This window comes from Shewanella sp. SM95, from assembly GCF_025653595.1.
Lineage (GTDB): Bacteria > Pseudomonadota > Gammaproteobacteria > Enterobacterales > Shewanellaceae > Shewanella > Shewanella oncorhynchi.
This window is the reverse complement of record NZ_JAKKSE010000011.1, coordinates 138,248-152,109: the sequence shown is the minus strand read 5'-3', so window position 1 is coordinate 152,109 and position 13,862 is coordinate 138,248. Positions and strand designations below refer to the sequence as shown.

Genomic DNA, 13,862 nt, shown 5'->3' with positions numbered 1-13,862 from the left:
GAGTCGTCGCGGGAATTGTTGGGATAACGCACCAATGGAGCGTTTCTTTAGAAGTTTGAAATCTGAGTGGATACCCGTAAGTGGTTATGGGAATTTTACAGAAGCAGATAAAGAGATCACAAATTACATCACTGGATATTACAGTGAGACCAGACCCCATCAATATAATGGTGGGTTAACGCCAAATGAGTCAGAACGTTTATATTGGAATGACTCTAAAATCGTGGCCAATTTTACTTGACCACTACACTCTAAGCTTGCAGGAAAGGGCAAAAATTTGGTATGTAGCTAAACCTCAATCACCACAAATGGCAAGTCGGGTGCGGATTAGGATCCTGCCTTCTTATACGTAAATGTGATCTCCAACGGTTCCTGAACTTATTGCGCGGATAGTGTGGCCGCTGACGGTGACATTACCTTAGGCAGTTACGGCATCCACAGTCATGATCATCTGTGGTGGCAATACTAACGCTTTTTGCAGTTATTTAAGCATGGTACCTTGCTGGCGATTAGTTGAGTTACGCGATTGAGCGGATCACTGTAATGGATTGTTTGATATCAGCGCGTCATTAAGCGTAAGGTGATCGGGTAACATGTCTGCAGCTGAATAGAGACGGTCCAATAACCAGTCGAACCAAAGTAACGCCCACAAACAGCGAACTATCAGATAAAATCGGCAATACACTGCACATTACAGTATCCGACCTGCAACCCACGTTTCCAATACATCAGCCAGTTTAATGAGTTGTTCTTGATGCTTGGATTTGTTTTTCGCTAGGTTTTGGATATTCAATAACTTCCATCTCACCGCAGGTAGTGCCGCGACGCTCGGTTCATCAAACAATGACCAATCAGGCTGACCCTGTTTAAAGGATAATAAAAAGTCTCTGTCTTTTGCAGTAAAGTGATGCTGCAACGCTATCAGCATTTCTGAGCGAGTTAAAATCAGCTCATCGAGTTTAATCGGCTTTGTCGTCATTCCATTGAATTCAGTTTGAAAGCTTTCATCAAGCGGTTTCCAGCGTGGAGACATCACTTCATTAATAGGCCTTGGATGGCTAAGTGTATAAGTGAGAAAGCCGACCAAAATCTCTCGACTGATCCCCTCTTCCGCCAGCAGCATTTTCACATCGAAAAGATCCCTTGGGTGCTGTCTATCCATCGCTGCACATAACTTACCACCGTATAGATCAGGCAGGCTTACAACGGGGATCTCTGCATACCCAAATTCTTCTTCAACTAACTCAACGACTGGCATTAATACCGCTTTGTGTAGCGTACCTCTCGCAACAGGAGAGACTTCAATTTTTATTGTGACTCTATCACTTGTCACGACAACCCTGAGCTCATCATATTTATTGTCTTGAAATACTGCACTAAGGTTCGGTTGTAGATTGATCTGCGCAGTCAAACGACCAAGCGCTTCCTTCACACTTTGTAGCGCTTGTTCCCTTGGCTCCAAAGGAAGATAAGCCAAATCGATATCGACCGATAAGCGTGGGAAGTTGCGCACAAATAGGTTGATAGCCGTACCGCCCTTTAGGGCAAATACCTTCTCTTGGGCGACGAGCGGCAGCATCCGAATAAGCAAGGTCACTTGCTGGTAGTATATCGATGACTTATTCATATTGATTTTCTTCTGTCTTAATAAACGATGCCGGCACTGTTATTTGATACCGCCCATCGTAACGGCCATGAGCCACCACCTGACGCTTTCCCACGCCTAGCGTGATTTGCTGCTCATCTAGCCTTTTGCTCCACTGATGTTGATAGTAGTGGCCTAAAAAGAGAAATACGCGATTAGCTTGTACGGCTTCACTTCGATTCAGTATTGACTGTATTTTACGTGGACTGAGATTCACTAACCCTTGAAACAGCTCCGCGGCATGCTCAAAACTGATATGTTTGCCAATGGCATTGACGACCTCATAGGCTGCAAGCTCCGCACAACTTGCCTTAACTTCCCTATTGTTCACCCCTATAGTAATAAAGTCTTTTTCCAACGTTTGGGTCAGCTTGCTACTGGTATAGAAAAGCCAATTTTGCTCCTCCAATTCGCGGAACCACTTTGGTAACGCCTGCTTACTTTGACAGCCAACCCAAACTTGCTCGCTGCTTAGTTGAAGATAATGACTAAGCCCTTGATGCGTTAAGCTACTGACTCCCGCAAGGTGTACAGGAAGCTTTAGCTGCTCATTCACAGCCTTGAGCGCTTCAACCCAATGAGGCTGTAACTTACCTGTTGACTCAGGACGAACGTAAACCCCCGCACTTATCTTGTACAACCAACCACTCTGCACATATTTTCTCACCAAAGATGAGCTGATCTCATTTTGTGTCAACCACGACTGAAGCACTACCGCACCAGGGCTCGTATGATTAATCAGCCAGTTTATTTTTGATGACATAGTTGCACCATAAGTACCAAAATACAGAGTAAATTAAACCGACTATAGAAGCGAAGTTTATTAATTGCAAATTATTAGTACCTAAAGTGCACTTTTAACGTAAATTATAAACTCGCTGAATGAGAGGGAGGCCGCCGTTGTTCCACGGTTAAATACAATCGGTCACCATCGAGCATAAACAAATGCAATATCGTTTTTTTTGCATGAGCTTAGATCAGTTCTCTAGAGATCTAACAACTCAAAACAGGGAACTAGTGGCAGGTTTTAACGGAAGACATGAATAATCTGCATAATCAAATTCAGATTAACTATTCTATTAATACAACCTCTTTTGCCTACAAACTAATCAACACGCGATATAACTAGTCGGAATGGGAATAACAGGCCATATATGGGTCTTAATCGGTTCTCGTGAGTTTGATTCATTCTAGGGCAAAAACGCCACAGAATAGCCGCAAACTGGGCTCTAGGGCGGGTTTTAGGGACTCGCGTGAATCAGGCTGGTGCAGAGTGATTTACTAGCCCATTTTTGGACATAAACGACTCAGAGCTAGGGCTCTAAAGGTGGATAGTGGGATTAGGAAAAGTATGCTGATCAATTAAAGTTTACACTGACCCCCACATATTTCTCCCCCCCCCCCCGAAAGCTACGCAGACGTCCTGTCTGCGTCACGCTATTTTCTTCAACGCTCTTCAGCAGCTTCGCAGGGGAAGGTGAGCTGCTGCGGTGTCGGTGCCGACAGTTAATCCTGAAAGAGTTATGTATGTCCTATCTTTTGGTAGGTCTAAACCAAATTTGAATATATGCAACTGCCTATAGCAACAACGGCTAGAACTATCGCAATGTAAGCTGGTGCTTGTGGCATCTTGCGTTGAGCTAAGGTTTCCAGCTCGGCTTCAAGTTTAAAAATTCGTTTCTCCCGTAGCTTATCGGCAGAGGTGTTTTCTTGAATATCGCCAATCGATTTCTCAAGTTTAAGCGCTTTTAGCTCTAACCCATGCTCAAGGGTGAATAGTTTTTTACTTTGATTATCAACTTGTTGTGCCAAATTGTTTAAATTATTTTCTTTTGATTCTAGTGAAAGACGAAGTTCCTCTAGCTTAAATGTTTTTTCGCGCATTGCTTGAATAAGCTGAGAAATTTGCTCAGATTGCTCCGCATCGGTTTGACCTTTTGAATCAAGTGCTTCATATAAGGCGCCGATATTCTCCATATTTCGATCAACATTTCTGCGAAGTTCTACTTCACTTTCAACTTGAGCATGTACTTGCTTGTACAGTGTCAGCACTGCTGTCTCAACATGTTTTGCATTCTCATCCAACGAACCATCATTCCGATCGAGCAGCAGTAGTTTATTTTGCTGATCCGCAATCTTTTTATCTAAGGCACCTAAAAAACCTTCTTGAACAACACTTTTATGCTGTGCAAGTTCAATCAAGAATTTAACCACCTCTTGCGTAACCTTTACGTTTGCACCTAGACCTTTAATAATACTTGCAAGCTCTTTGTCCGACTTCCCTGAGATACCGGAAACAAAAGCTTTGAAGTGACCTTTCTGTTCAACACTTTTCGCTCTATCGGTCAACTCTTCAGTAGTTTTAAGCGAGTTTTCAATTTGATCGAGCATCCCTAATAAATCACAGACACTTTTTTCAACAAGTTCACCCGATTTCGCTTCTTGTCGTGCTACTACTACTTCATTCATTGCCCAATTCCTTTAATTGACTTAAAAAATTTCTTTTTTCAATTTTGTTTACTTCCTTAACCGGCTCTTCGAACTTAGCTGTCATGACCTTCATTTGATCCATTACACGAAGCTCAGATTGCAATAATGCGCCAGATGATTCATATAATTCTTCGTTTAAATTGTAGCTTTCAACAAGCAGAAGATAAGAAGCGCGTCGCTCCTCTAAAGCCAATTGGTGCGATAAACCAAATCCCAATATAAATTGAACTAACCCAGGCACAAATTGAGATAATATATGACTGGTTATGCCGAATCCTATTGCTGAGATAATACCTGCAATGACTCCCGTAAAAATTCCTGTATATGGAAAGATTAACCCTTCAATAACAACATCCAGAGCGTCCCATAGAACTAGAGAGCTTGAGATGACAATAGTTTCGATAATTTTATTAAGCATCTCTTCGGTGCTCATCGAATCTTTGCCTTTATAAACGTTGTATGCATTTGCTGCTAAATCAAAAATATTGCGTGCGAGATTATAAACTTGAGCAATCGTTTGGCTAACTAACCCAATAATCGCTTCAAAAATCCCTTTCAACATTTGTTCCAAATTGGTCTTTAAGTTTTTAATATCATTGAATACTGCTTGCAAAAAGCGTTTCATGCGGTCAATTGCTTTAGTTTTACCACCTTTAAAGAGATCGACCAATTCGACTTTTAGATGCTTAATCGCTGACGCGATTAGTCCCTCAATAGCTGATGCTACAGCTTGTTCACTTACTTCTTTAGCTGCCCCTGCAACCAATTCGCCATCCGAATTGAGCCCCTCTTTCATCTTTTTTGCTTCAATATTAGAGCGAGTACCTTGGTTATTCTTTAACTCTTCTTTGCTATTGATCAGCTCGTCTTTATGATTTGCAATTAAATTAGCCTCAATCGCTGCTGCTGTTTCTTTTGTGTCGGTATGAAGTACTTTAACAGTACACCCCTCTTCAAACTGGGCTGCAAGCTTATACTGTTCACCATTTTTAGCTTTTTGCTTATTTTCATTTAGATGCCCAGCACTCCAGCGTTTTTTCACTTTTTCAGCATCACCAACATAAACCGGCGAACCATGTTTATCATAAACAACGTAGACACCGGGACCATCATATGCTGAGTCTAGCCCCCTTGCCACACCACCAGACACTGTAAACTCGCTATCAAATTTAATCGTTGAAAGAGAGCTAACCCCATGGCTGAATGACTTTGTGATAACCTCTTTCCAATCGGAAGTTCTACCAGCTATATCTATAGCACTCGATGTATTCGAGGCACTTAAAATATCAGTTAGTTCTGATTTGAAATCTACAGAATTGGCATCAGGTCGGGAGTTTTTTCTGTTACGAACACCCACAACTAATTTTCGGGTTACATTATCGATGGCTTTATCAACTATTTTATTGGCAAGTGGGGAAAGGCTTTGCACTTCTGTAGACACGATGAAATCTTCCTTTTCTATTGAACATCCAAGATAAAGTATGCGTTATTGTCAGACACAGGGGGCTTCTTTCGAATATAGTTTCTTGAGTTCTCTTTCGAGAGTTGCAAATGCCACAAAAAATAAACCAAGCCACCCATTTTAAATCAACAACATAATACACTTTCCGTTTGTCTACAATTTGTAAAAGTTAAAATCATTTAAAAAAGCACCACCTATAGCCGCAGGGACAGCATCTAAGACAATAAATTGCGCTAATCCCTTCAAAAATGGTGTATTTCAGACAAGGTTTATCGTCCCATTGTGTTTGGGAGATGCTCTGCAAGGCTTTCGAAATGATATAAGCAGTTGTCAGTTAAAGTGAATGTACTGGCAGCTTGCTGCAAAATGCCGTCGTCGTTTTTCTAAGTGTTCGCAGTAATCGCTCAGTTCTTGCAAGGTTCCTACTGGACCGTGAAATAGTTTGCCAAACTCGGTAGTCTGTTTGAGCCAATTGTCATGGGGGATATTTAATCTAAAAGGCTGGACACCCACAACTCTTTTTGGTTTTTATAAATACACTGAACGCTATTGAGGGATCCATTGTTATATTTATCGACAGGTATACTCGGGAATTTACGAGATTAAGTACTTGTATAGAAGTGACCGTTGGCGGCAAGGTCGCTCATTCACATCCATGTGATCGCGACATTCGTACATCCTTTTACATCAGATGCAGCCGTCGAGCCCTCAGGGATGAGTTTATGGCGTGTCACTGGAATGCAAGTACTTAATCTTTTAGCGGATCTGCAAAGAGGTAGCGAGAGATCGGGCGGACATGACTTCTAGAGTGAAAGTAACCTCATCACATTAGCTTTTCTATGGACACAGCTTTATTCGCCTTACTTGCATTTTTAACTTTGAAACAAGCTTTGGGGCAGATTTGAGCCAGCCTAGGGGAACCAGTTTGCACGCCATTGATTAACTCGACTATTCGGGGTTAACCTTACCTTCAGTTACAAGCTCATCGCAACGTAACCTAGCTATAGCTTTACGTTCTCCCCTGTCTTTAATAGCGGTGAACTGGGAATACATGGCATCAACACAACCGTCGTATGTTTTCAAACTATCGTCAATAAATAACGACCATGCGACATATCCTATTATCGCGGTGAGAATAATTTTCTTCACCATAATTCCAACCTGTAATTAGCTGTGTTTGACCAATGTCTACTCTTTGAGAGATGTTCCCTCGACACCAGATATTGAAACACATTAATGGTATGAGGAAAAGTAAGTCAAATGAAGTTCTACTGAACTAAGTGTGCAATCGCCCTTAACATTAAAAGGGGCAAAGGCACGTTAACCCGATTTGGACAGATGCGAGATTACACTGAGTTTTGCCGTGCTTTAGCCTTCTTTTGATTGGCGATGATCCAGTTAAATACATCTTGCTTATTTGCTGGGCTGTAGTAGCTAAGATGGGGAACCGCCGCAACAAATGTATGTACACCATTGATGTCACAGTGGAATCCACGACAATTCCACTGTCCATGCAAAGATGGTTGAGGTGGTACTTCATCCCCTTTCAAAAATAAGGCTTTCAAAAACGCATAGGCAGAAATTTTATCGATGCCATAAGTAAGAATTAAACTTGGCTGAATGATTTTCAAAACTGCCTCATGTACAGGCCAACACAACCCAGCCAATCCAAAACACAAATCAGCAGCACTACGTGATGTTTTGAATATGATGTTGGATGCACACACCGTTCTTGGATCATCAATATCAATCCCTTTCAATAACTCAATAACACGTTTCTGAAGAGGCGCACCACACTTAGGATACTTAGATTGCCCGTTTTCCCAACTCTCATCATAGAAAGAGTTTTCATTTCGTTTCAGCATACGCTGAAGATGACTTCGAATCGTGTATGGTACGCCTGTATCTGGATTCGTTTGCCCACTACCACCTGGGTTTAAACCCAACAAGTAAACATCACCTTTTCTTAACGTTTCATGGGAGCTATAAACTACTTCCCCAATGTCGTCCAAGATGTGTTTGAGTGTGTTCTCAGCGAAGATTGGGAGTTGTTCTTTTTCAACCATGTTAGGCACTTCCTAATTAATATTCACTAGTGTCAAAGACACTTTGTGCCATAACAAAAAGTAGATCAACTAGCATGTGTCACAATGTGTGTTTCTTGTTGCTCTAAAGTCACATTAAGGAATAAACCTGTAAATCCATCTACTGCCAGATATCAACACTTTATCTCGGGCAGACAATGCCACTTGGTTGTGTATTGTGGGGTGAGCAACTCGCGGCGCATGGCCCATTTTTGCTCGATACCTTGGGCAGCAATGAATAAAGTGTCTGTGCCGTAACGTTGATTGATGCAATCAAGAGTCTTCATTAACGCGGGCTTGGCTTTTGAGACATTGAATAAATCTAACTGGCCATGCTGGGTACTGACCAAATCGATCAGGCCTACACCGACTTTATAATAACGTACGCCTGCACGGAAAAGTTGAGATGCTGCTTGTGTCATACCTTGAGTGAGTTCAATGCTGCAATCGGTGGCACAAGCAAAGTGCACTAAGGTTTTAAAGCCTGTAGGGCGTTCATCGTAGGGGGAGTTGCTGGCAAACAACAACATGGTTTTACAGCTAGAACCTTGCTTACGCGCTTTCGCTGCGGCAATCGCCACATGTTTACTTAAGGCTTGCAGTAAATCCTCATACTCGGTAATACGCTCGCCCACACTACGAGTCGAGAATATTTGCTTCTTATCCGCCCTCGCCTCGTCCCACACTTTGCACGCTTGCCCATTGAGTTCACGCACAGTGCGTTCTATTTCAATACTAAATTGCTTTCGCGCTAAACCTGCAGGGATTTTGGCTAAGTCATAGGCGGTTTTTACGTTCATCAATTCAAGTTTTTTGCTTATCCTGCGCCCAATGCCCCAGACGTCATTCACATTCATTGATTGTAAAATTGAAATCCGGTCTTGTTCATTATCGATAACACACACCCCCTGATAGCCAGGTAACTTCTTTGCCGCGTGATTGGCCGCTTTAGCCAGTGTGAGTGTTGAGCCGATACCGACACAAACCGGTAAACGTGTCTCTTTCCAAACCGCTTTTCGAATCAACTGGCCTTGGGTTTGTAAGCACTTAATGGCGGGGTAACAATTTTTAAAGGAGAGAAAGCTTTCATCAATCGAATAGACATGCTGCTCTGGTGCAAATCGGCCAATGATATTCATCATCTTTGCAGATAAATCGGCATAGAGCTCATAGTTACTTGAACAAACAATGACACCTAATTTCGTGCACAGGTCTTTGACTTGAAAGTATGGTGCAAACTTAGGAACGCCCCGTTCTTTCGCTTGCTTGTTTGCCGCTACAATGCAGCCATCATTGTTGCTCAACACAATCATTGGCTTACCACGCCAATCAGGTCTAAAAACCTGCTCGGCGCTGCAATAGAAACTGTTGGCGTCTACCAAGGCAAACATCAGATGTCCGCTAATAATGGACTTTGGCGATGACAACGAATTGAACGAATAACAACACCTTCAATCGTAAAATTATCGTAGTCGTGAATAGGCTGAGGTTGGTGCTGTTCATTCGATGACAGCAGCATGCGATGCGTTTTATCAAGGATTTTACATACAAATTCACCGTTGAAATTGGCAACAATCACATCACCATGACGCGCGGTTTCCTGGCGGTCAACAATCAGTAAATCGCCATAAAAAATGCCTACGCCCTGCATTGAGTCACCTTTTGCGACACCAATAAAAGTCGCGCTGGGATGCACAACTAACAGCTCATCAAGGCTGAGACCCAGCTGACTATATTCAGCTGCAGGGCTTTCGAAGCCAGTAATACCGGCACTGGCATAGATGGAGATAATACGCATAGTCAACACCACTGTTTTTATATACAGTGATTATAGGCGTTGTTAGGTAACTGGCAAGAATTATTGTGATGTTTCGATGTAACACCATTGGTTCTTTTCTTTATCAAACCCCACGTCATAATTCACCGCGGTGGAGGCGTTTTTAGTTGAGTTTTTCTATAGATCTACACTTGGGGAATCCAGAGCAACCCCAAAATTGTTTCCCATTATTCTCACCACGCTTAGTTTCACGCAGAACCATTTCTGAACCACAACGCGAACATAGCTTTACTGGCTCTTTTGATGCGACCAGCTCTTTAATATGCTTTCGATGCTTAAAGTCTGTAACAACACCTCTTTTAAGTTTAGTATTATTTATAATATCAATGAGTTGAATGTACTCTGCATCCGAAAAAACAGGTTGATCGATCTGCTTGATGTAGTTTAAACAGCCTCGTGCATAGGTGACATTTTCAGGCATATCCGTTTTGAACGTACTGTCACCAATGAATACTATTATTGAGTGCATTTTTGATGGGTCTATGTTTAACAATGATTCCAGCGTTTTAACATGCTTGTAATTCTGATGAAGGGGATTCTGAAACTTAGAAGAGTGACGATAGATTTTCTGAGTCCACTGTTTTTGATTTTTTGAACCAAAAATCCAACCTTTCATGTTCTTAGTTTCGATCACGAAAACACCAAACTTAGATACTACAATATGATCGATTTGGGTCGTACCATCTTCAGTTAGCAAGGTAACGTCTTTTACCAACGTATAATCTAACGTTGGCAACTGTGCCAGTAGTTTGTTTACCAGAAATTCACCGAACACACCTTTAAACCACCGACTCTTAAAAAGCGAGATGATGAATAATAAAGGTATTAAATACCAAACTTGAACTAAAGCTTCCGACAGTAATCCGAATATATCCACGGAATTTCCTTATTCAACTAACGCCCGCCACAGGGGAGACTAGATACCTCCTGCGGCCCGATTAGCTGCTTTTATTTATGTGTTAGCTGCATAATACAACCTGCCTTCCTTATAAAGGGCTTATGGTTGATGTATTAACTCAGCCTTTGCCCAAACAAGCGATTCCTCGATTACCCTCAGAAACTCTTTGCCATTAAATCCCAATGGATACAAAGAATAAGGCTCTGAAGATAAATGAACAGGTTTAACTGATGCCATAGACAATGTAATTTCTTTCTCTTGATTACATAAATAATGAGCATTGTCAGCCAATGCAATCAAAAGCTCTTCAACGCTTACTTTCATAAAACCAGCGAAATAGTCATGATCAAACTCGAGTGAAGTATCAGCAATCAAACCTTTAACTTTTGGTGTTTCAACCGTTAAACCTAAAATTTGTCTAAGTTCTTTATTTATGCCAAGATTATCCTCAAACGCTTCAACTTTTTTCCTTACCTGTATACCAGCTTTACGTAATGTACGATCCCGGTAATGAAATATCTCAGAGTGAGTTGTACGGTAGTATGTTGATTTCACTTCAATGATAAAGACAATATTATCTATGACACAAATTAAATCAATCTCACCTGCTTCAATCCCACTTGGAGTACTTGCAGTATAATTTCGTATCACATTGAAGCCACGGCCTTCGAATGCATCACCTAACTGATTTTCTATTCTTGTTGTTTCGTCTTTTAATGAACTGCGCAGATTGGCAAAACGTCGAAGATTATTCACTGCACTCAGCGAACCATACTGTGTAGACATCAACCAAGGAAGTTGAACACAATGACTGCCGATTTTAAAAACTGGTTTTTCGTAAAGTGGTTGTATCTTTTCAAACTTCGATTGGCGTAATTCAATACTGAGCTTTTTCATATCAAGGCACCAAAACTCTAAAATAGCCTCAGCAGCCTTAATGCTCCCTTTAGGTAAGTCTTTGGAAACAGTCCAACCGACAATGTTATTAACTTTCTCTTTCCATAAAGACCAAGTTATAGGAAATCGATTTTGACCTATAGCGATCCCTTTTATTGCAACCATTCCAATGGCTTTTTGCCAATCACCTAGTTGAGCATGTTCATGATAGAACGATTCAATGTTCTCTTTGAAATAAAATACGACCATGAGCTCTAAAGATAGTAAAGCTTGGAATAAATTAACGTTAAACCCGTTATCGAGCTTAACAAACTCCTGAAAACCATATAGTTTCTGTAGTTCCAACTTACTTGCTAAGGCTTTTAAGTAAGCGATTTGATTGTTGTCATGGTGTTCAACAGAACCAATCTGTACACTGGCCATTCCTGCAGTAATAAATTCTTCCATTGCTATATTAAACCAGTAACCTTTAAGAAGTTGCTGTCTGTTCCCATTACGATCCCAATTATTAATTATACCTTCACCAAAACGCTCAAATATTAACCTTCCATTTGTTACTGAAAAATGTAATGAATCGTCAAAACAAAATGGATATACGCTTTGCGACAAAAACTCATCAAGTTCGACTTGTACTTGCATCAATTGACTAAACGTATTCAGTAATGAATCTGCAGCTGTACTGTCTTCATTAGATGGGAATACTAATGGGGCATGATACGCTTTTAATGATTTACCAATTTTATTATCATTCAGATGGAAGTCAGTATCTGGTGAATGTCTTAATTTCCAATGTATTAACTCCGTAAGCGCTCTCAACTTTGAGTTTACACTTATCACACCACCGTCAAATGATATGGTTTGTTCTATTTGATATTTGAAAAAATATACAGAAGAAAATGACAAAAACTCGAATAAAGATATACCTTTAAATGGTTTGCTGTACTTTGCTATCAGCCCTATTCTATCTTCGTGAGCTTGTTGGAATTGATGACATGTCTCAATCAAACCTTCAAGTATATTTGGGTATTGGCTCGATAGCTGGTTAATTTCATGCCACTTAGTATGCTCTTTCTTAAGTACTATCTCAGATCTTCTGATCGCCGTTATGATGGTTTTTGGCGATTTCGCTAATACCATTGAGATAAACTTAGGATTAGCAGCGATGTCCTGTGCAAAATAACGGGCTAAGGCTAGGATAAAATCCTCAGATTCAAACAGATGAGGTGGGAAATCATAAATGAATGTTGAATGCCAAAAGCAGTCTTCTCGATTAACAATCGACAAGCTTTTTTTAGCAGGCTTTCTATAGAGATAAACTTCTAGGACTTGCTGGTATGCAAATTCTTCATTCTGAAAGGCTTTGAATTGCAAAAAAAGCTTTTCAAAATAATTCTGTTTACGGTCTAACATCAAGGCATCCTTTCACAATATTATTAGGTAGAGATATCAAATAATTACCTTATTCATTAGGCTTAATCTGAAAATAGACGACTCAAGTTACTTTTGTAGTTACTCCAGAATTCAGATAATAACTGGGACACTCTAATTGAGTCGTAGAAGAAGCCAACTACTGAAAGTAGTACGCTTTATCTCGCCAAAGTAAAAGAGTATCACTATGAATTATCAGCAGTTGACCGAAGCAAGACGATACCAGATTTCCGAGCTTTTTAGGCTTTTAGAACAGGGCTTTTTGTACTGGTCAACTCAAACTGGACACTTTTAATTGAGAATTTTCAAATCTACAGGCGGCTGTTCACAATTAGCAGAATGAAGTCAGCTCCATGCTGTGCAGTAATATGCCTATCTACAATCAGCAAGTCACCATCATAAATCCCCTCAGTCAGCATCAAATCCCCCCTCGGTAATCTCCACATACGAAGCGCTAGGATGCTGCACAAGTCGCACGTCAAGACTTAAGCTCAGCTGCAAGTGTCTCAAAACCACTGATCCCAGCATGCGCAGAGACTGTAATAAAGGGAAGAATATGCCCCTTAGAATACTGTATATAATCGCAGTAACCATATACAGTACTAACCGGTTAGCAAATTTTGAATGATTTAGTTATCAGTTAACTGATTTTGGGATAAACCTAGAACGAATCGATATGCCTTGGCGGTGCGCTCTGATGTAATCAAACTAAAGGTTGGTTTCTTACTTCACTACTCTCTACTTTAATAGCGACTCACTTAGCAATAGAGGCAAAATATCGGCCCATTCAACAAAGATCAAAGGATCACAAAATCGATCTGTCGAAGTTGGTATATCCGAGCATACCTATTTTTTGAGCTTCTGAGAAAGTAAGGAGAATAATTATTTATAATCAACACCATATATAGCGTTCAAAATTATGAACGCCCCCTAAAAGCCCGTTAATAAAACAACAACCAAGCCCTCTAAAATCCTCATATGTAGTGAAGCACTGCGCGTCACTGCCCCCGCAATCAACCGCGCCGGAAGGACCCGCGATGATAATGGTTCGCATCTACAACGAGTTGAGAGTGATTCTCATCATCATAAAGTGTCGCATTCGGTTTCAATCAAACCGTGAG

Annotated in this window: 11 protein-coding genes and 1 pseudogene; 1 reads left to right on the top strand and 11 read right to left on the bottom strand. The window is 40.9% G+C overall.

The features are described from left to right. Nucleotides 1-241: integrase core domain-containing protein (locus L5M29_RS13635; RefSeq protein ID WP_263168274.1), on the top strand; the 241-nt coding region annotated here is incomplete at its 5' end. A gap of 450 nt (nucleotides 242-691) precedes the next feature. Here L5M29_RS13635 and L5M29_RS13630 read toward each other — a convergent pair. The 11 genes and pseudogenes from L5M29_RS13630 to L5M29_RS13580 form a co-directional block, all read right to left on the bottom strand. Beyond that, nucleotides 692-1,627, bottom strand: coding sequence for a nucleotidyl transferase AbiEii/AbiGii toxin family protein (locus L5M29_RS13630; RefSeq protein ID WP_028760212.1), 936 nt, complete (start codon nucleotides 1,625-1,627; stop codon nucleotides 692-694). Beyond that, nucleotides 1,620-2,408 carry a type IV toxin-antitoxin system AbiEi family antitoxin gene (locus L5M29_RS13625; protein WP_263168273.1) on the bottom strand — a complete coding sequence of 263 codons (789 nt, stop codon included), beginning with the start codon at nucleotides 2,406-2,408 and terminating at the stop codon, nucleotides 1,620-1,622. Before L5M29_RS13625 ends, L5M29_RS13630 begins: the two co-directional genes overlap by 8 nt. 785 nt (nucleotides 2,409-3,193) lie before the next feature. After that, a complete protein-coding gene (locus L5M29_RS13620) occupies nucleotides 3,194-4,114 on the bottom strand; it encodes a hypothetical protein (protein WP_263168272.1) in 921 nt (306 codons plus the stop codon). Next, complete coding sequence (locus L5M29_RS13615) at nucleotides 4,107-5,576, bottom strand: GIY-YIG nuclease family protein (RefSeq protein WP_263168270.1); 1,470 nt, start codon at nucleotides 5,574-5,576, stop codon at nucleotides 4,107-4,109. Before L5M29_RS13615 ends, L5M29_RS13620 begins: the two co-directional genes overlap by 8 nt. Before the next feature lie 351 nt (nucleotides 5,577-5,927). Further along, a pseudogene (locus L5M29_RS13610) lies at nucleotides 5,928-6,092 on the bottom strand (transposase); the annotation flags it as partial. A 453-nt stretch (nucleotides 6,093-6,545) separates the two neighbouring features. After that, nucleotides 6,546-6,749 carry a hypothetical protein gene (locus tag L5M29_RS13605; RefSeq protein WP_263168269.1) on the bottom strand — a complete coding sequence of 68 codons (204 nt, stop codon included), beginning with the start codon at nucleotides 6,747-6,749 and terminating at the stop codon, nucleotides 6,546-6,548. A gap of 194 nt (nucleotides 6,750-6,943) precedes the next feature. Next, on the bottom strand, nucleotides 6,944-7,663 hold the full coding sequence (locus L5M29_RS13600) for a uracil-DNA glycosylase family protein (RefSeq protein WP_263168267.1): 720 nt from the start codon (nucleotides 7,661-7,663) through the stop codon (nucleotides 6,944-6,946). A gap of 152 nt (nucleotides 7,664-7,815) precedes the next feature. Next, nucleotides 7,816-9,072, bottom strand: a complete 1,257-nt coding sequence (locus L5M29_RS13595) for a Y-family DNA polymerase (protein ID WP_263168265.1) — start codon at nucleotides 9,070-9,072, stop codon at nucleotides 7,816-7,818. After that, nucleotides 9,072-9,479 (bottom strand): LexA family protein, encoded by a 408-nt coding sequence (locus L5M29_RS13590; protein WP_263168262.1) that lies wholly within the window; start codon nucleotides 9,477-9,479, stop codon nucleotides 9,072-9,074. The genes L5M29_RS13595 and L5M29_RS13590 overlap by 1 nt, the downstream gene beginning before the upstream one ends. A gap of 142 nt (nucleotides 9,480-9,621) precedes the next feature. Then, complete coding sequence (locus L5M29_RS13585) at nucleotides 9,622-10,395, bottom strand: NERD domain-containing protein (protein ID WP_263168260.1); 774 nt, start codon at nucleotides 10,393-10,395, stop codon at nucleotides 9,622-9,624. Nucleotides 10,396-10,515: 120 nt separating this feature from the next. Then, nucleotides 10,516-12,723 (bottom strand): nuclease-related domain-containing protein, encoded by a 2,208-nt coding sequence (locus L5M29_RS13580; protein ID WP_263168258.1) that lies wholly within the window; start codon nucleotides 12,721-12,723, stop codon nucleotides 10,516-10,518. Between the last annotated feature and the right edge of the window lie 1,139 nt (nucleotides 12,724-13,862).